19 protein-coding genes are annotated in these 16,744 nt (G+C 67.1%); 14 read left to right on the top strand and 5 right to left on the bottom strand.

What is annotated here, in order from left to right:
• The first annotated feature begins 50 nt into the window (after nt 1–50).
• From E1263_RS07850 to E1263_RS07800, 11 genes are all read left to right on the top strand, one after another.
• The gene (locus E1263_RS07850) at nt 51–515 is read left to right on the top strand and encodes a Cg1360 family ATP-synthase-associated protein (protein ID WP_132166508.1); all 465 of its coding nucleotides are present in this window, start codon (nt 51–53) and stop codon (nt 513–515) included.
• Nucleotides 516–605: 90 nt separating this feature from the next.
• Nucleotides 606–821 carry an AtpZ/AtpI family protein gene (locus tag E1263_RS07845; RefSeq protein WP_132166507.1) on the top strand — a complete coding sequence of 72 codons (216 nt, stop codon included), beginning with the start codon at nt 606–608 and terminating at the stop codon, nt 819–821.
• Nucleotides 822–939: 118 nt separating this feature from the next.
• Nucleotides 940–1,722 carry a F0F1 ATP synthase subunit A gene (atpB, locus tag E1263_RS07840; RefSeq protein WP_132166506.1) on the top strand — a complete coding sequence of 261 codons (783 nt, stop codon included), beginning with the start codon at nt 940–942 and terminating at the stop codon, nt 1,720–1,722.
• 89 nt (nt 1,723–1,811) lie between these two features.
• Nucleotides 1,812–2,045: an ATP synthase F0 subunit C gene (gene atpE / locus E1263_RS07835; protein ID WP_132166505.1), complete on the top strand. Its 234-nt coding sequence runs from the start codon at nt 1,812–1,814 to the stop codon at nt 2,043–2,045.
• A 32-nt stretch (nt 2,046–2,077) separates the two neighbouring features.
• Nucleotides 2,078–2,647, top strand: a complete 570-nt coding sequence (locus E1263_RS07830; RefSeq protein ID WP_132166504.1) for a F0F1 ATP synthase subunit B — start codon at nt 2,078–2,080, stop codon at nt 2,645–2,647.
• Nucleotides 2,647–3,444 (top strand): F0F1 ATP synthase subunit delta, encoded by a 798-nt coding sequence (locus E1263_RS07825; RefSeq protein ID WP_132166503.1) that lies wholly within the window; start codon nt 2,647–2,649, stop codon nt 3,442–3,444. The genes E1263_RS07830 and E1263_RS07825 overlap by 1 nt, the downstream gene beginning before the upstream one ends.
• A 101-nt stretch (nt 3,445–3,545) precedes the next feature.
• Nucleotides 3,546–5,183 (top strand): F0F1 ATP synthase subunit alpha, encoded by a 1,638-nt coding sequence (atpA, locus tag E1263_RS07820; RefSeq protein ID WP_132166502.1) that lies wholly within the window; start codon nt 3,546–3,548, stop codon nt 5,181–5,183.
• A gap of 6 nt (nt 5,184–5,189) precedes the next feature.
• Entirely contained in the window at nt 5,190–6,101 is a 912-nt protein-coding gene (locus E1263_RS07815; RefSeq protein ID WP_132166501.1) for a F0F1 ATP synthase subunit gamma, read from the top strand.
• Between the two features lie 5 nt (nt 6,102–6,106).
• Nucleotides 6,107–7,561 carry a F0F1 ATP synthase subunit beta gene (atpD, locus tag E1263_RS07810; RefSeq protein ID WP_132166500.1) on the top strand — a complete coding sequence of 485 codons (1,455 nt, stop codon included), beginning with the start codon at nt 6,107–6,109 and terminating at the stop codon, nt 7,559–7,561.
• A complete protein-coding gene (locus tag E1263_RS07805; protein WP_132166499.1) occupies nt 7,561–7,965 on the top strand; it encodes a F0F1 ATP synthase subunit epsilon in 405 nt (134 codons plus the stop codon). The genes atpD and E1263_RS07805 overlap by 1 nt, the downstream gene beginning before the upstream one ends.
• A gap of 128 nt (nt 7,966–8,093) precedes the next feature.
• Nucleotides 8,094–8,525 (top strand): DUF2550 domain-containing protein, encoded by a 432-nt coding sequence (locus E1263_RS07800; protein WP_132166498.1) that lies wholly within the window; start codon nt 8,094–8,096, stop codon nt 8,523–8,525.
• On the opposite strand, the gene E1263_RS07795 is transcribed toward E1263_RS07800, so the two are convergent.
• Both E1263_RS07795 and E1263_RS07790 read right to left on the bottom strand, forming a co-directional pair.
• Nucleotides 8,516–9,760, bottom strand: a complete 1,245-nt coding sequence (locus E1263_RS07795; protein ID WP_238161119.1) for a replication-associated recombination protein A — start codon at nt 9,758–9,760, stop codon at nt 8,516–8,518. The genes E1263_RS07800 and E1263_RS07795 overlap by 10 nt on opposite strands.
• Nucleotides 9,757–10,113: a TraR/DksA family transcriptional regulator gene (locus E1263_RS07790; protein WP_132166497.1), complete on the bottom strand. Its 357-nt coding sequence runs from the start codon at nt 10,111–10,113 to the stop codon at nt 9,757–9,759. Before E1263_RS07790 ends, E1263_RS07795 begins: the two co-directional genes overlap by 4 nt.
• Nucleotides 10,114–10,185: 72 nt before the next feature.
• Between E1263_RS07790 and E1263_RS07785 the strand changes: the two genes are divergently transcribed.
• Nucleotides 10,186–10,995 (top strand): ATP-grasp domain-containing protein, encoded by an 810-nt coding sequence (locus tag E1263_RS07785; protein WP_132166496.1) that lies wholly within the window; start codon nt 10,186–10,188, stop codon nt 10,993–10,995.
• On the opposite strand, the gene E1263_RS07780 is transcribed toward E1263_RS07785, so the two are convergent.
• Both E1263_RS07780 and E1263_RS07775 read right to left on the bottom strand, forming a co-directional pair.
• Entirely contained in the window at nt 10,992–11,633 is a 642-nt protein-coding gene (locus tag E1263_RS07780) for a helix-turn-helix transcriptional regulator (protein WP_165956544.1), read from the bottom strand. The genes E1263_RS07785 and E1263_RS07780 overlap by 4 nt on opposite strands.
• Nucleotides 11,630–12,205 (bottom strand): helix-turn-helix transcriptional regulator, encoded by a 576-nt coding sequence (locus E1263_RS07775; protein ID WP_132166494.1) that lies wholly within the window; start codon nt 12,203–12,205, stop codon nt 11,630–11,632. The genes E1263_RS07780 and E1263_RS07775 overlap by 4 nt, the downstream gene beginning before the upstream one ends.
• 284 nt (nt 12,206–12,489) lie before the next feature.
• On the opposite strand from E1263_RS07775, the gene E1263_RS07770 reads away from it, so the two are divergent.
• Together E1263_RS07770 and E1263_RS07765 are read left to right on the top strand one after the other, a co-directional pair.
• On the top strand, nt 12,490–14,988 hold the full coding sequence (locus E1263_RS07770; protein WP_132166493.1) for a DEAD/DEAH box helicase: 2,499 nt from the start codon (nt 12,490–12,492) through the stop codon (nt 14,986–14,988).
• 18 nt (nt 14,989–15,006) lie between these two features.
• Nucleotides 15,007–15,609: an NADAR family protein gene (locus E1263_RS07765; RefSeq protein WP_132166492.1), complete on the top strand. Its 603-nt coding sequence runs from the start codon at nt 15,007–15,009 to the stop codon at nt 15,607–15,609.
• Here the strand turns inward: E1263_RS07765 and fabV are convergent.
• Nucleotides 15,564–16,739: an enoyl-[acyl-carrier-protein] reductase FabV gene (fabV, locus tag E1263_RS07760; RefSeq protein WP_132166491.1), complete on the bottom strand. Its 1,176-nt coding sequence runs from the start codon at nt 16,737–16,739 to the stop codon at nt 15,564–15,566. The two genes, E1263_RS07765 and fabV, sit on opposite strands and share 46 nt — an antisense overlap.
• Nucleotides 16,740–16,744: the final 5 nt, after the last annotated feature.

Raw genomic sequence — 16,744 nt, 5'->3', positions numbered from 1 at the left:
CCCGACGATCTGGCCGCGAGACCACGTCGCCCGCAGGACGGAACCACCAGATGGCTTCCTCGGCCCACAGCCAAAAAGCCGCCGGCCAAGTCACCCGACACCCGGCGCTTGCAATGATGCGCGGCGCTCTTGTCGCGGCCCTTGTGGTCGGCGTCAACGCCGCCGCGGTTTCGGCTGTTGCTGCCGGGCTGAAAGGCCTGTGGGGCGCGCTGCTGGGGATGCTGATGGTGATCGTCTTCTCCGGTCTCGGGCTGTTCGCGCTGCACCTTTCGCGGCACACCTCGCCGAAGACGCAGCTCGCGATGGCGATGGCGTCGTACACGGGCCGGATTGCGGCCTTCGGTGGTCTGCTGGCCCTGGCGACGAACTCGGAAAGCCTTGCCAGTCACGTGAATCTGACCGTGCTGGGGATTGTTGCCGTGGTCGTCGTACTGGGCTGGATGGCCGGCGAGATGTGGGCCTGGTCCCGGCTGCGGGTGCCGATCTACGACCTCGACAACGAGGTGAACCCGTGATCACGCCTGGTAGCGGCTTCGGTGCTGTGACGGACGTCGCGGGTGCCGATGTGACCCGGCGTGTCGCGGGCTGGTACCTTTCGGGTGCCAATGAGCGAGCACAAGGATCCGAAGCCGACACCCAATACTGCGGGCGACGGCTGGCGGGTCCTGTCCTACTTGATCGGCGGTGTCCTGATCTACGGGGGCATCGGGTTCGGGCTGGATCGCTTGTTCGGCACCCAGTTTCTCGTTCTGGTGGGCATCGTGCTTGGCGCCGGGCTCACCATCCTGCTGTTGCACTACCGGTACGGGTCGCGGTCCTGATCCCTTCGGGGAACAGTCCGATCCGCACCGGGTCTGACGTTGTTGACCGCCATGCCCTGAGCCGCCCTGCCCTTAGCCACAAGGCGTCCGACTTGAGCACGACGCGAGAGGAGACCCGGTGATTGCCGGCGTTCCGACCGAGTTCACCCCGCCCGGTCCACAGAATTTCGACACCCCGCCGATCATTCACGGCGTGGACTGGTTCACCAAGCCGGTCCTGGTGGCTGCGCTCAGCGTTGTCGTCATCATCTGGTTCTTCTGGGGCGCGTCGCGCAAGGCGGCCGTGGTCCCGAGCAAGCTGCAGTTCGCGGGCGAGTTGGGCTACAACTTCGTCCGGAACTCGATCGCGCGGGACGCGATCGGCAGCAAGGACTACATGAAGTTCGTGCCGTACCTGACCGGCCTGTTCTTCTTCATCCTGCTGAACAACGTCGCCGCGTCGATCCCGCTGATCCAGTTCCCGACCTTCAGCCACATCGGCTGGGCGTACGTGGCCGCGATCATGAGCTGGGTCATCTACAACGCGGTCGGGATCAAGCGGAAGGGCCTCTGGGGCTATTTCAAGCACCAGACGATGCCCGCCGGCGTTCCCGGCTGGCTGATGCCGCTGATGATCCCGATCGAGTTCATCTCGAACATCCTGGTGCGCCCGGTCTCGCTGAGTCTGCGGCTGTTCGCCAACATGTTCGCCGGTCACATCCTGCTGCTGGTGTTCGTTCTCGGCGGCGAGTACATGGTGTTCGAGTCCGGCAGCATCGCGCTCGGCGGCGTCGGCATCATCACCTTCTTGATGGGCCTCGCGATCGCCGGCCTGGAGCTGTTCGTCCAGTGCATCCAGGCGTACATCTTCGTGGTCCTGACCGCGCAGTACATCGGCAGCGCCATCGCCGACGAGCACTGATCCCCAGTTCGTAAGGCCCGTAGTACCCCTAGACCCGTAGTTGACGGAAACCCGGATAGCCCCTATCCGTACCGAAAGGAAACACCGAAATGAGCATGGCTCTCGAAATCACCGGTGACATCGCCGTTCTGGGCTACGGCCTGGCTGCGATCGGCCCGGGTGTTGGCGTCGGCCTGATCTTCGCTGCCGTCATCAACGGCACCGCTCGCCAGCCGGAGGCTCAGAACAAGCTCCAGTCGATCGCCTGGATCGGCTTCGGCGTCACCGAGGTTCTCGCGATCATCGGTATTGCGCTCGCGTTCGTGTTCAAGGGCCAGGCCTGACCCTTTCCTCCCCTGACTGACAGGACACAGATATGACGACGATGGTGCTACCGCTGAGCGAGGCGGGCGAGACCGCCAGCCCGCTGTTGCCGCACACTGCCGAGATCATCTTCGGTTTCGTCTTCCTGATCCTGCTGGCCATCGCCTTCGCCAAGATCGTCGTACCGAAGTTCGAGAAGGCGTATGCCGATCGGACCGCGGCGATCGAAGGCGGGATGAACGAGGCCAAGCAGGCCCAGGCCGAGGCGAAGGCGGCTTTGGAGAAGTACAACGCGCAGCTGGCCGAGGCTCGCTCGGAGGCTGCGAAGATCCGTGAGGACGCGCGTGAGCAGGGTGCGCAGATCATCGCGGAGCTGCGTGAGCAGGCGAACGTCGAGGCCGAGCGGATCGTGACGCACGCGCGCGCCCAGATCGACGCCGAGCGGACGCAGGCCGTGGCCTCGCTCCGCAGCGAGGTCGGCACGATGGCGACCACGCTGGCCGGCCGCATTGTCGGGGAGTCGCTCGAGGACGAGGCCCGGCAGCGCCGGACCGTCGAGCGCTTCCTGGCAGACCTGGAGGCGTCGGAGTCGGCGCGCCAGGCTGTCGGAACGGACGGCTGATGCGCGGCACCTCGAGGGAGTCACTCGCCAAGGCCGAGCAGGTCCTGGCGGGTGTCACCGTCACCGAAGGACTCGGTGCCGAGCTGTTCTCGGTGGCCAAGCTGCTCGACGGCAACGGCTCGCTGCGGCGCGCCCTGACCGACCCGGCGCGCCCGGTGGCGACCCGGACCGGTCTGGCCGGGCAGCTGCTCGGCGGCAAGATCTCCGCCCAGGCGCTGGAGATCCTGACCGCCGCTGTCGCGGGCCGCTGGGTGAGCGGGCGCGACTTGGGTGACTCGCTCGACGAGCTGAGTGTCCAGGCCGACGTCGCGTACGCCGACGGCCAGCGCAAGCTGGACGACATCGAGGACGAGCTCTTCCGGCTCGACCGCATCGTCACCGCGGAGCGGGCACTGAGCGACAAGCTGAGTGACCGCAACATCCCGGTGGCCACTCGCCAGGAGCTGATCCACGGGCTGCTGCAGGGCAAGGCCAACGCCGTCACCGTGCGGCTGGCCGAGCGTGCGGTGGACGGCCGGGGCCGCAACTTCGCGGGCTCGATGCGGTCCTACCAGGTGGCCGCGGCCTCCCGGCGCAGCGCCAGCATCGCGACCGTTCGCGTCGCCGCGGACCTGTCCGAGGCCGATCGCACCAGGCTCGCCACGGCGCTGGGCCGGCAGTACGGCCGCGACATCCAGCTGAACGTGATCGTCGACCCCAAGGTCGTCGGCGGCGTCCGGGTGGACATCGGTGACGAAGTGATCGACGGAACCATCGCGGCCCGGCTCGACGAGGCGCAACGGCGCATCGCGGGCTGACCCCTAACGACAGAGTTATGAGCGCTAGCGGCCTGGATATTACTGAAGCCTCTAGAGCCAATCACCAGGCCAGAAGGTCAAGGAAGCAGGGACGGAAGATAATGGCTGAGCTCACGATCAGGCCGGAGGAGATCCGGGACGCCCTGGATCAGTTCGTCCGCAACTACGAGCCGGACGAGGCGGCCCGCGAAGAGGTCGGCACCGTGATCGACGCGGGTGACGGCATCGCACACGTCGAGGGCCTGCCCTCGGTGATGACGAACGAGCTGCTCGTCTTCGAGGACGGTACCCAGGGCATCGCGCTGAACCTCGACGTCCGCAACATCGGCGTCGTCGTCCTCGGTGAGTTCGGTGGCATCGAGGAGGGCCAGCAGGTACGTCGTACCGGCACCGTCCTCTCGGTCCCCGTCGGCGAGGGCTACCTGGGTCGCGTCGTCGACCCGCTCGGTACGCCGATCGACGGCCTCGGTGAGATCACCGGCCTCGAGGGCACCCGTGCGCTGGAGCTGCAGGCGGCCGGCGTCATGGACCGCCAGGAGGTCCGCGAGCCGCTGCAGACCGGTATCAAGGCGATCGACGGCATGATCCCGATCGGCCGTGGCCAGCGTCAGCTGATCATCGGCGACCGCAAGACCGGCAAGACCGCGATCGCGATCGACACGATCATCAACCAGAAGGCCAACTGGGAGTCCGGCGACCCGAAGAAGCAGGTTCGCTGCATCTACGTCGCGATCGGCCAGAAGGGCTCGACGATCGCTGCCGTCCGCGGCGCGCTCGAAGAGGCCGGCGCGATGGAGTACACCACCATCGTCGCCTCCCCGGCGTCCGACGCGGCCGGCTTCAAGTACGTCGCGCCGTACACCGGCTCGGCGATCGGTCAGCACTGGATGTACCAGGGCAAGCACGTCCTGATCGTCTTCGACGACCTGACCAAGCAGGCCGAGGCGTACCGCTCGATGTCGCTGCTGCTGCGCCGCCCGCCGGGCCGTGAGGCCTACCCGGGTGACGTCTTCTACCTGCACAGCCGGCTGCTCGAGCGCTGTGCGAAGCTCAGCGACGCGCTCGGCGCCGGGTCGATGACGGGTCTGCCGGTGATCGAGACCAAGGCCAACGACGTCTCGGCCTTCATCCCGACCAACGTCATCTCCATCACCGACGGCCAGATCTTCCTCCAGTCGGACCTGTTCAACGCGAACATCCGGCCCGCCATCGACGTCGGCATCTCGGTGTCGCGAGTCGGCGGTGCCGCCCAGGTCAAGGGTATGAAGAAGGTCTCCGGAACGCTGAAGCTGGACCTCGCGCAGTTCCGCGCGATGGAGGCGTTCGCGATGTTCGCCTCCGACCTCGACGCGACCTCGCGCCGTCAGCTGGACCGCGGTCAGCGGCTGGTCGAGCTGCTGCGTCAGCCGCAGTACTCGCCGTACCCGGTCGAGGACCAGACCGTCTCGATCTGGGCCGGCACCACCGGCAAGTTCGACGACGTACCGGTCGAGGACGTGCTCCGGTTCGAGCGTGAGTTCCTGGACTTCCTGCGCCGCGACAGCAAGGTGCTCGACGCCGTCCGCGAGTCGGGCAAGTTCGAGGACGACTCGGCCGCAGCGGTCACCGACGCCCTGGCGAAGTTCAAGCCGACCTTCCAGACCTCCGACGGCCAGTTGCTCGTCGGCAAGGAAGAGACGGTCGCGCTGGACTCCGAGGACGTCGAGCAGGAGCAGATCACCAAGCAGAAGCGGGGCTGATCGTCCATGCCCGCAACCCAACGTGAGCTGAAGGATCGGCGAGCCTCCGTCTCGACGATCAAGAAGCTCACCCGCGCGATGGAGCTCATCGCGGCGTCCCGGATCGTCAAGGCGCAGCAACGCGCCAAGGCGGCCGGACCGTACGCGCGTGAGCTCACCCGAGCGGTGTCCGCGGTGGCGACGTTCTCGAACGTCGACCACCCGCTGACCACCGAGAAGCCGAACCCGAAGCGGGCCGCGGTTCTCCTGATCACCTCCGACCGCGGCCAGGCCGGCGCGTACTCCTCCTCGGTCATCCGGGAGGGCGAGCGGCTGAACCAGCTGCTGCGCGACGGGGACAAGGAGATCGTTCCGTTCCTGAGCGGTCGCAAGGGGATCGCCTACTTCACCTTCCGCCAGCGTGAGGTCGAGCAGTCGTGGAGCGGTGATTCGGACGGTCCGTCGTTCGCCCGGGCCCGCGAGATCGCCGACGCGCTGATCGAGGCCTTCCTCAAGCCGACCGAGGAAGGCGGCGTGGACGAGATCCACATCGTCTTCACCCGGTTCGTCTCGATGCTGACCCAGAAGCCGGATGTCATCCGGCTGCTGCCGTTGGAGGTCGTCGAAGGCGAAGAGGCCCCGGCCGCCGAAGACGTGCTGCCGCTGTACGAGTTCGAGCCGTCCGCCGAGGACGTGCTCGACGGGCTGCTGCCGAAGTACGTTGCGAGCCGGATCCACTTCTGCATGCTGCAGGCGGCGGCCTCCGAGCTGGCCAGCCGGCAGCGGGCGATGAAGTCCGCGACCGACAACGCGCAAGATCTGATCGAACGACTGACCCGCGAGTACAACCAGGTGCGGCAGTCGGCCATTACCCAGGAAATCAGCGAGATCGTCGGTGGCGCCAACGCGCTGGCCGATGCCAACGCCGGGAGCGAGTGAGAGAGATGACTGCCACGGTTACCGAGAAGGACAACAGCGGCGCGGCAGGTGCCGTTGGCCGCGTCGCCCGGGTCATCGGCCCGGTCGTAGACATCGAGTTCCCCGCTGACGGGATGCCCGAGATCTACAACGCGCTCGAGGTGGACATCACCTTGGCCGACGTCACCGCCACGATCACCCTCGAGGTTGCGCTGCACGTCGGCGACAACATCGTCCGGGCGATCTCGATGAAGCCCACCGACGGCCTGGTCCGCGGGACCGAGGTGCGCGACACCGGTGCGGCGATCTCCGTGCCGGTCGGCGACGTCACCAAGGGCCGGGTCTGGTCCGTCACGGGCAAGTGCCTGAGCCAGGACGAGTCCGAGTTCGAGATCACCGAGCGCTGGCCGATCCACCGCAAGGCGCCGGCCTTCGACCAGCTCGAGTCCAAGACCGAGATGCTGGAGACCGGCATCAAGGTGCTGGACCTGCTCACCCCGTACGTCCAGGGTGGCAAGATCGGCCTGTTCGGCGGTGCGGGTGTCGGCAAGACCGTCATGATCCAGGAGATGATCTACCGGATCGCCCACAACTTCGGTGGCACCTCGGTGTTCGCCGGTGTCGGTGAGCGCACCCGTGAGGGCAACGACCTGATCGGTGAAATGGAAGACGCGGGCGTCTTCAAGGACACCGCGCTGGTCTTCGGCCAGATGGACGAGCCGCCGGGCACGCGTCTTCGCGTCGCGCTGTCGGCGCTGACGATGGCGGAGTACTTCCGCGACGTCGCAGGCCAGGACGTGCTGCTGTTCATCGACAACATCTTCCGGTTCACGCAGGCCGGTTCCGAGGTCTCCACGCTGCTCGGCCGGATGCCGAGCGCCGTTGGTTACCAGCCGAACCTCGCCGACGAGATGGGCGTTCTGCAGGAGCGGATCACCTCGACGCGTGGTCACTCGATCACCTCGATGCAGGCGATCTACGTGCCCGCCGACGACTACACCGACCCGGCGCCGGCCACCACGTTCGCGCACCTGGACGCGACCACCGAGCTGTCGCGAGTCATCGCGTCGCGTGGTCTGTACCCGGCCGTCGACCCGCTGACCTCCACGTCGCGGATCCTCGACCCGCAGTACATCGGCCAGGAGCACTACGACGTGGCCGTCCGGGTGAAGCAGATCCTGCAGAAGAACAAGGAACTGCAGGACATCATCGCCATCCTGGGTGTCGACGAGCTCTCCGAAGAGGACAAGATCACCGTCGCGCGTGCGCGCCGGATCGAGCAGTTCCTCTCGCAGAACACGTACATGGCGGAGAAGTTCACCAACACGCCGGGTTCGACGGTGCCGCTGAAGGACACCATCGAGTCGTTCAAGAAGATCACCGAGGGCGAGTGCGACCACATCGCCGAGCAGGCCTTCTTCAACGTCGGTTCGCTCGACGACGTCGAGCGGCGTTGGGCTGAGCTCCAGAAGGAGCTGTAATGGCTGAAGACACCGGCAAGCACCTCGAGGTCGCGCTGGTCGCGGCTGAGCGGGTGGTGTGGGAGGGGCAGGCGACGATCGTGGTCGCCCGCACCACCGATGGCGACGTCGGTATCCTCCCGGGCCATGCTCCGCTGCTGGGTCTGCTGCAGGGTGGCACCGTCCAGGTCCGGACCGTCGACGGGGAGTTCCTCGTCGCGGCCGCCCCGGACGGGTTCATCTCGGTGGCGAACGACCGGGTTTCGATCCTGGCCGAGAACGCCGAGCTGGGTCACGACATCGACCTGGAGGAGGCCCGTCGCGAGCTTGAGCAGGCGCTCGCGGCCGGCACCGCCAGTGAGGCCGACGCGGACGAGGTCCGCGCCGCCGAGGCCCGGGTTCGGGCCGCCGAAACAGCATCCTGAAGTAGTGCAGGTGGGGTGGGGCCGATCACGGCTCCACCCCACCTGTCATAATCGAAGAACGTCACTGACAGTACGGGTTCTCCGGCGGTGCCGGGACGCACAGGCACCGGAAATGGGGTCGGCAAGGTATGGGAACAGTCCTCGATGTGGTCGGGGTCTGTTTGGCTGCCGCCGTACTGTTCGTCATCGCTTTCTCGTGCCGTCGTCGCTGGCTGACCAGAGACGGCGGCACCTTCGATTGCAGCCTGCAGCTGGCCGAGAAGGACCACGGCCGCGGCTGGGCCCTCGGCCTGGCCCGCTACGTCGGTGACGACCTGCAGTGGTTCCGCGTCTTCAGCCTCGCCTGGTGGCCGAAGCTGACCGTGAACCGTCGTCAGCTCGAAGGCGTGAAGACCCGTCGCCCGATGGGCAACGAACCGCTTGTCACCTACGCCGGCCATGTCATCGTCGATGCCGAGCTCCGCGACAAAACCGTCCACTTCGCCATGACCGAAGAAGCCCTCACCGGCGTCCTGGCCTGGATGGAATCCGCACCCCCCAGCACGCAGACCTACCTGTAGTAGCGCTTCCCCACCAGCGGGTCCGGTAGGTACTGCTGTCCCACGGCACCGTCGGCATTGTTGTGCGGCGACCGATAGCCGACCGCGTTCCCGAGCTCTTCGGCACCCTTGTAGCGGCCCTGGCGGAGATGCGCCGGTACGTCGCCGATCAGACCGGCCCGTACGTCGGACATGGCCGCGTCGATGGCGTTGACGATGGTGTTGGACTTGGGCGCCACGGCCAGATGCACGGTGGCCTGTGCCAGCGCGAGGCGTGCCTCTGGCATACCGACGAACTGGACAGTCTGGGCTGCGGCCACCGCGGCCTGCAGCGCAGTGGGATCGGCCAGACCGATGTCCTCACTGGCGTGGACCATGAGGCGGCGGGCGATGAAGCGCGGGTCCTCACCAGCCACCAGCATGCGGGCGAGGTAGTGCAGTGCGGCATCCGGGTCGGAGCCTCGGATGGATTTGATGAAGGCGCTGATGACGTCGTAGTGCTGGTCACCCTGACGGTCGTAGCGGACGCTCGCCTCGGCGACAGCTCGCTCCACAGCCGGTACGTCGATCACCGTGGTGCCGGCTAGGCCGTCGGCGCTCGCCTCTAGTGCGGTGAGGGCGCTACGGGCATCGCCTCCGGACAGCCGCACCAGTGCGTCCTCGGCCTCGGTCGACAGCGAGACTGCGCCGTTGAGTCCGCGCTCTTCCTTCACCGCACGCCGGAGTAGCTCGCGGACGTCGTCGTCGGTCAGGGATCTGAGCGGTAGGACCAGTAGGCGCGACAGTAACGGTGTGACGACGGAGAACGACGGGTTCTCTGTCGTGGCGGCGACCAGCAGGACCAGGCGGTCTTCGACAGCGCCGAGGAGCGCGTCCTGCTGGGTCTTGGAGAAGCGGTGTACTTCGTCGATGAACAGCACCGTCTGTCGGTTGCGGCGGCGACGCGCATCGCCGATCACGTCGCGGAGCTCCTTCACACCGCTCGACAGCGCCGACAGCGCAACGAAGTACCGCGTGTCCTGTACGGCGAGCAGGCGCGCGATGGTGGTCTTGCCGGTGCCGGGTGGTCCGTACAGCAGCACCGATGCTGCGGCACCGCCTTCCAGTAGTCGCCGCAGCGGCGTGCCGGGCTGCAGGAGGTGCGTCTGGCCGACCACCTCAGACGGTGTGCGCGGCCGCATCCGCACCGCGAGTGGCGCCGTACCGGGTATGTCGTCTGTTGGCTGGGGCAACTCGAAGAGTCCGTCCGTGGTCACTGGAGTCCTTCGGCGCAGGTGATGCAGGTGCGGGCTGCTGGGCGGGCTAGCAGGCGCTCGGGAGAGATGTGGGTGCCACAGTGTTCACAGACGCCGTAGGTGCCGTCCGTGAGGTGGGCCAGGGCCAGGTCCACATCTGCCAAGTGGCTGGTGGCTGCGGCTAGCAGAGCGCTGGTTTGTGAGCGCTCAAAGGCGATCGTGGCGCCTTCAGGGTCGTGCTCGTCGTCGGTTGCGGTGAGCTGGCTGGCCTCGACGATCGTGCTGACGTTCTGCGTGAGTGCGGTGATCAGCTTGCGGGTTCGCTCGCGATCGGCGGTCAGGAGGTCGCGGAACTCGGTGAGGTCGGGTGGCACAGGAACAGACTCCCATCGAATCACGACACCCGCTGTCGGGTATGGCCGCCGAGTTTTAGGGAGGATGGAGCCATGTTGCTGGTGCCTGGTGATCCCCTGAACCCGCGGCGAGTCGATCCGCACTTCGCGGCGCAGGCCGCGGCTGCGCGGGAGCTGGGCGTCGCGGTGGCGCGGATCGACCATGATGCATTGACGGTGGAAGGCGTGCCGGCCGCTGACGATGCGGTGTATCGCGGGTGGATGCTGACCACAGCCCAGTACGACGGCTTTGCTGCGGCACTGGAAGCTCGCGGCGTGACGCTGCGGACCAGCGCGGAGAGCTATCGGGCTGCGCATGAGTTGCCAGGCTGGTACGACGCACTGCGCGACGTGACTCCGGAGTCGGTGTGGACGGTGGGGGATGACGTTGGTGCGCTAGTGACTGCGGTAGGGGAGCTGGGGAAAGGCCCTGCGGTGCTGCGGGACTATGTGAAGTCGATGAAGCACTACTGGGATGAGGCGGCCTACATCCCCGATGTTGCTGACGCCACTGCGGTTGAGCGGGTGGCCAAGCGGTTCCTGGAGCTGCGGGAGGACTCGTTCGCCGGTGGGTTCGTCGTACGGCGCTTTGAGCAGTTCACTGGTGTCGAAGCGCGCACATGGTGGGTCGGCGGGCGGTGCGTGCTGGTGACTCCGCATCCGGATACACCTGACGCCGTACCGGACGGGGTGGATCTGGTGGAGGTTGAGCCGTTGGTGGCTGACCTGGCGCTGCCGTTCGTGACTGTGGATCTCACCAGGCGCGCAGATGGTGAGTGGCGCGTGGTGGAAATCGGGGACGGGCAGGTCAGCGACTGGCCGTCGTCCCGTGATCCTCAGGAACTGATCAGAGCCTTGTTCTAGCCCAGCACACCGGTCCGCCAGGCGAAGGCGACCGCGTGGGCGCGGTTCTTGAGCCGGTGCCGCCGCATGAGCAGCTGGAGCACGTTCTTCACAGTCCGTTCGGAGTACTCGAGCTTCACCGCGATCTCCTCGGTGCTGTCGCCCTCGGCCACCAGCCGGAGGATGTCACGCTCGCGGGCGGACAGTCCGGACAGGGTGAGCCCGTTGGGTTCCAGTACGTCGCGCTGCAGCCGGTCGAACTGAGCCAGCAGGTCACCCTGCAACCAGGCGGGCAGATACGCCGCACCCCGGCTGACCGCGAGCACTGTCTGCACCAGCTTCTCGCCGCTGGTCCGGCTCCGCGGCAGTACGGCGGCGACGCCGTACTGGAGTACTGCCAGGCCGTCCAGCTGGAGCTGGTCGCTGACGATGACACACCGCGGCGGTGACTCAAGTCGTGACGTGGCCCGCGCCCTGCTCAGGAAGGAGAGTGCGCGATCGGTGACCGACTCACCGATAACTACGAGCACGGCGGCGTCGCACAGGTCGTCGCCCTCGGCCAGCACAGTCAGCCGGGCGTCGGCGTGCAGGAGGTGGTCTGCGCCGCGCGCGGTGACTGGGTCGGACGCGTGGACGGCGACAGTCGTGGGCCGCTTCACCAGATGACTCCTGTTCGCAGAGCGTAGGAGACCGCGTGCGGCCGGTTCCGCAGCTGAACCCGGGTTGTGAAGGCGTAGATGATGTTTTTGATCGTGCGCTCGGAGTACCCGAGCTCCTCGCCGATCTGGTAGGTGTCCAAGCCCTCGGCCATCAACCGAACGACGTCCACCTCACGCATCGACAACTCAGCTGAGTGGTTCTCGGGTCCCGCGGGTGAACACAGATCGGACTCGCCCCGCGCGGCGGTCAGGATGGCGTGCCGGAGCCGGTTCTCGTCCGCGGTGGCTCGGGAGACGATCGAGACCACCTGGCATTGCAGGGCCAACAGCAGTTGCCCGTCCTCGATCTCGTTCGCGATCAGCACGACTGGCGCACGGCCGGCCGCGGCGGCTGCACGGAGCAGTTGCTGTCCCGCGCCGGACAATCGTTCGACCGCGACGACCACGACGTCGACCGCTCCGGCCTCAGTTGCGTTCACCACGACGACCTGCGGCAGGTGCCGGAGCATGACCTTGAGCCCGGTCAGCGTGAACGGATCGGCCGCGTGGACGGTGACCTTGATCAGTCCCATGGTCCTCAGATGACCGAGCCCGCGGCTTTGGTTGAAAAGCCGGTAGACGAGCAGGAGATGATCCGGACATGTACGCGGTTTTCTTTCCGGCGGCCTGGCGCGGGCGGATGCAGGCATGCAAGTGCTAGACGCGTTCTGCGGCGCCGGAACTCTGCTGCTCGAAGCACGCGAGCTAGAGCCCGGAGCCAACTGCTGGCCGGCATCCGCGGATCGTAGTGCTCAAGCCGCGGTGAATTGCACCGCCTCCGGAGGATGCGTTGCGGCGTGGGGGAGAATGGGCAGCGATGACGCTGACCGAGAAGTTGCCGGAGACCGCTGAGCCCGACGCGCTGTACGACGCGTTCGCCACCTGGGTGGGGGAGCAGGGGATCACGCTGTACCCGGCGCAGGAGGAGGCGGTGATCGAGGTGATGACGGGGTCGAACGTGATCCTGTCCACGCCGACCGGGTCCGGCAAGAGCCTGGTGGCGACCGGCGCGCACTTCGCGGCGCTTGCCCACGGGATGCGGACCTTCTACACCGCGCCGATCAAGGCGCTGGTGTCGGAGAAGTTCTTCGCGCTGTGCGACATCTTCGGGGCCGACAAGGTCGGCATGCTGACCGGCGACGCCTCGGTGAACGCCGGCGCCCCGATCATCTGCTGCACGGCGGAGGTCCTGGCGAACGTCGCGCTGCGCGAGGGCGCCGCCGCCGATGTCGGCCAGGTGGTGATGGACGAGTTCCATTTCTACTCCGAGCCGGACCGCGGCTGGGCCTGGCAGGTGCCGTTGCTCGAGTTGCCGAAGGCGCAGTTCATCCTGATGTCCGCGACGCTCGGCGATGTCGAGCGGTTCAAGATCGACCTGTCCCGCCGGACCGGCAAGCCGACTGCGATCATCTCGTCCGGCGAGCGCCCGGTGCCGCTGGTCTACAAGTACGTCACGACACCGCTGCACGAGACGCTGCAAGAGCTCCTCGTGACGCACCAGGCACCCGTGTACGTCGTCCACTTCACGCAGGCCTCGGCGCTGGAACGCGCGCAGGCGCTGACCAGCATCAACGTCTGCACGAAGGAAGAGAAGGACAAGATCAAGGAGCTGATCGGGCACTTCCGATTCAGCTCCGGCTTCGGCAAGACGTTGCAGCGCCTCATCATGCATGGGATCGGCGTCCACCATGCCGGCATGCTGCCGAAGTACCGGCGGTTGGTCGAGCAGCTCGCGCAGGCCGGTCTGCTGAAGGTCATCTGCGGTACGGACACGCTTGGCGTCGGCATCAACGTCCCGATTCGTACCGTGCTGCTGACAGCGCTGAGCAAGTACGACGGCCGCCGTCAGCGCATCCTCAAGGCGCGGGAGTTCCACCAGATCGCGGGTCGCGCGGGCCGGGCCGGCTACGACACGAGCGGCACAGTCGTCGTACAGGCGCCTGATCACGTGGTGGAGAACGTGCGGCTGCTCGCGAAGGCCGGTGACGACCCGAAGAAGCAGCGTCGCGTCCAGCGCAAGAAGCCGCCGGAGGGGTTTGTCACCTGGGGCGAGGAGACCTTCGACCGGCTCGTCGTTGCCGAGCCCGAACCGCTGCAGTCGCGGATGCGGGTCAACCACGCCATGCTGCTCAACGTCATCGCCCGCGACGGCGACGCGTTCAACAGCATGCGGCACCTGCTGCAGGACAACCACGAGGACACCAAGTCGCAGCGGCGACTGATCACCCGCGCGATCCAGATCTATCGCACCCTGCTGACCGCAGGTGTGGTCGAGCGGCTGCCGGAGCCCGACGAGTTCGGCCGGTACCTGCGGCTGACCGTCGATCTGCAGAAGGACTTCTCGCTCAACCAGCCGCTGTCGACCTTCGCGCTGGCCGCGCTCGACCTGCTCGACCCCGAGGACCCGCTGTACGCGCTCGACGTGGTGTCGGTGGTCGAGGCGACGCTGGAGGACCCGCGCGCGATCCTGATGGCGCAGCTGCACCACGCCAAGGGCGAGGCGGTGCAGGGGATGAAGGCCGACGGCATCGAGTACGACGAGCGGATGGAGCTGCTCGAGGAGATCAGCTGGCCGAAGCCGCTCGAAGAGTTGCTTGAGGCAACGTTGGACATCTACCGGCAGACGCACCCGTGGATCGCCGAGGCCGGCCTGTCGCCGAAGTCCGTGATCCGGGACATGTTCGAGCGCGCGATGACGTTCGGCGAATACATCCAGTACTACGGCCTGGCGCGATCCGAAGGCATCGTCCTGCGCTACCTGAGCGACGCCTACAAGGCGCTACGGCAGACCGTCCCGCCGGACAAGGCGAACGAGGACCTCACCGACCTGATCGAGTGGCTCGGCGAAGTGGTCCGCCAGACCGACTCCAGCCTGCTCGACGAGTGGGAAGAGCTCACCAACCCCACCACCGAAGAGGTCGTCGCCGTCCCGGTCGGTCCGCGCCGCATCACCCTCAACACCCGCGCGTTCCGCGTCCTGGTCCGCAACGCCATGTTCCGTCGCGTCGAGCTGGTCGCCCGCCACCGCTGGGCGGAGCTCGGTCAGCTGGACACCGACGCCGGCTGGGACGCCGGCCGCTGGGCCGAAGCCGGCACGGAGTACTACGCCGAACACGAAACCCTGCCGACCGGCCCGGCCGCGCGCGGCCCGGCACTGTTCATGGTCGAAGAACACCCCGGCTACTGGGAGGTCCAGCAGATCATCGACGACCCCGAAGGCAACCACGACTGGCGAATCTCGGCCTCGGTCGACCTGGCCGCCTCCGACGAAGCCGCCGACCTGGTCCTGGAAATGGTTTCCTTCAAAGCCCTGTAGGACTCGATACTGGGCGGCATGAAGCCGCCCGGTTCGCTCGACGCTCCGCGGTCCGTCGCCGATCTGCTCGACGGGATCGCGCGCGGTCGCAGGTATCGCTACGTGGTTTTCTGGGGGCACCGGCCGCGGCGCCCAGGTGCAGTCGACGCGAGTTGTTTCAGCCAGTGGTTCCCGGCGCCGTTCGTTGTGGACGACGTCCGCTATCCGACGGCCGAGCACTGGATGATGGCGGGGAAAGCCCGGCTGTTCGGTGACGACGCCGCTCTCGCGGCCGTGCAGGGTGCACGGAACGCCGGAGCCGCGAAGGCCGCCGGTCGCGCCGTGCGCAACTTCGACGAGGAGACCTGGCGGGAGCATCGGATGGGGCTGGTCGTGGACGGTTCGATCCACAAATTCAGCGCCCACCCGGAGCTGGGCGACTACCTGCTCGGCACCGGATCACGGGTGCTGGTCGAGGCCAGCCCGGTCGATCGCGTGTGGGGGATCGGCCTGGCAGCCAACGACGAGGCAGCCTCGACCCCTGCCCGCTGGCGGGGGCTCAATCTGCTCGGCTTCGCGCTGATGGCGGCACGCGACTACTTGGCCGGCCAGGGGACGTCGACCTCGACCTCGGCGTCGTAGTCCACACCCGGTACGTCGAAGCCGTAGAGGCGACGGATTTCCGCGTAGAACCACTCGTGGTCGGCCAGGTCGGCGATGGTTTCCGGGGTGACGGACTGCCAGGCGGCGTGGACGTCGGTCTGGACCTCGGGGGTGAGCTCCCAGCGGTCCAGGCGGATCCGGTTCTCCTCGTCGAGGTCCAACGGGGTCTCGCCGGTGAGCTGGGCCCAGAGACTGACGGACTGCTGCATCGGCGTCTGCATGGCGTCGCCGAGGGTCTTGTGCAGGAGGCTGGTGTAGAGGCCGATGCCGGGGATCGCCGACGAGGCCTGGGTGACGGCGGCGCCGTTGACCGAGGTGTGTGCGGTGAAACCGTCCTTGGCCAGGGTGAGTGCGGTCTGCTCGAGGTCGGCCTTGGCGGTGCCGATCGAGCCCTGGCGGTAGATCGGGCCGGTGATGTCGGAGCCGATGTAGGTCAGGGCGACGGTGTTGAAGCCCTCGTTGAGCAGGTCGCGCTCCTGCAGGGCGGTGATCCAGCGGGCCCAGTCCTCGCCGCCCATGACCTTGACGGTCTGGGCGAGGTCGTCTTCGGACGCCGGGTCGACCGTGACCTCGGTCAGCTGCGGCTCGGTGCCGTCGTACGCGAGGGACTTGGTCGTGTACGGCTCGCCGATCGTCTTGAGCGCCGACTGGTAGGTCTCGCCGTTGCGAGGGTCTGTCCGGCGCGGGGCCGCGACGCTGTAGACGAGGTGGTCGATCTTGCCGAACTTCTCGGCGATCAGATCGAGCACCTCGGTCTTGGTGGTGTCCGCGAACGCATCCGCGTTCACGAAGGTGAAGTCGCGCCCGAGCTCAGCCGCCAGCGCAGCAGTCTCCACCGTCCGGTACCACCCGGCGGTCGCCGTACGACGGGCTGTGGCGTCCTTCTCGAAGGCGATTCCGATCCCGTCGATCCCGAACTGCGCCAGTCCGGCGATCGTCGTGGCCAGCCCGTACCCCGAGCTGGACCCGATCACCAACGCGACCCGGCGGTCCGCCGGCCGGGGCTCGACGGAGGCGGCCAGATTTCTGGCCACCTGGGTGCATCCGGCCGGATGCGAGTCCAGGAACAGGAAACCTCGGCCTACTGGCTTGACCACGCGCTCACTCATGACAA

The organism is Kribbella antibiotica, assembly GCF_004349055.1.
Taxonomy (GTDB): Bacteria; Actinomycetota; Actinomycetes; order Propionibacteriales; family Kribbellaceae; genus Kribbella; species Kribbella antibiotica.
This window is presented reverse-complemented; position numbering and strand designations above follow the sequence as displayed.

Bases quoted from the DNA above. Each gene is read 5' to 3' on its own strand.
- atpD (WP_132166500.1), top strand. From the start codon at position 6,107: ATGACTGCCACGGTTACCGAGAAGGACAACAGCGGCGCGGCAGGTGCC.
- E1263_RS07830 (WP_132166504.1), top strand. From the start codon at position 2,078: ATGACGACGATGGTGCTACCGCTGAGCGAGGCGGGCGAGACCGCCAGC.
- E1263_RS07770 (WP_132166493.1), top strand. From the start codon at position 12,490: ATGACGCTGACCGAGAAGTTGCCGGAGACCGCTGAGCCCGACGCGCTG.
- E1263_RS07825 (WP_132166503.1), top strand. From the start codon at position 2,647: ATGCGCGGCACCTCGAGGGAGTCACTCGCCAAGGCCGAGCAGGTCCTG.
- E1263_RS07785 (WP_132166496.1), top strand. From the start codon at position 10,186: ATGTTGCTGGTGCCTGGTGATCCCCTGAACCCGCGGCGAGTCGATCCG.
- E1263_RS07850 (WP_132166508.1), top strand. From the start codon at position 51: ATGGCTTCCTCGGCCCACAGCCAAAAAGCCGCCGGCCAAGTCACCCGA.
- E1263_RS07775 (WP_132166494.1), bottom strand. From the start codon at position 12,205: ATGGGACTGATCAAGGTCACCGTCCACGCGGCCGATCCGTTCACGCTG.
- E1263_RS07845 (WP_132166507.1), top strand. From the start codon at position 606: ATGAGCGAGCACAAGGATCCGAAGCCGACACCCAATACTGCGGGCGAC.
- atpE (WP_132166505.1), top strand. From the start codon at position 1,812: ATGAGCATGGCTCTCGAAATCACCGGTGACATCGCCGTTCTGGGCTAC.
- E1263_RS07805 (WP_132166499.1), top strand. From the start codon at position 7,561: ATGGCTGAAGACACCGGCAAGCACCTCGAGGTCGCGCTGGTCGCGGCT.
- fabV (WP_132166491.1), bottom strand. From the start codon at position 16,739: ATGAGTGAGCGCGTGGTCAAGCCAGTAGGCCGAGGTTTCCTGTTCCTG.
- atpA (WP_132166502.1), top strand. From the start codon at position 3,546: ATGGCTGAGCTCACGATCAGGCCGGAGGAGATCCGGGACGCCCTGGAT.
- E1263_RS07765 (WP_132166492.1), top strand. From the start codon at position 15,007: ATGAAGCCGCCCGGTTCGCTCGACGCTCCGCGGTCCGTCGCCGATCTG.
- E1263_RS07800 (WP_132166498.1), top strand. From the start codon at position 8,094: ATGGGAACAGTCCTCGATGTGGTCGGGGTCTGTTTGGCTGCCGCCGTA.
- E1263_RS07815 (WP_132166501.1), top strand. From the start codon at position 5,190: ATGCCCGCAACCCAACGTGAGCTGAAGGATCGGCGAGCCTCCGTCTCG.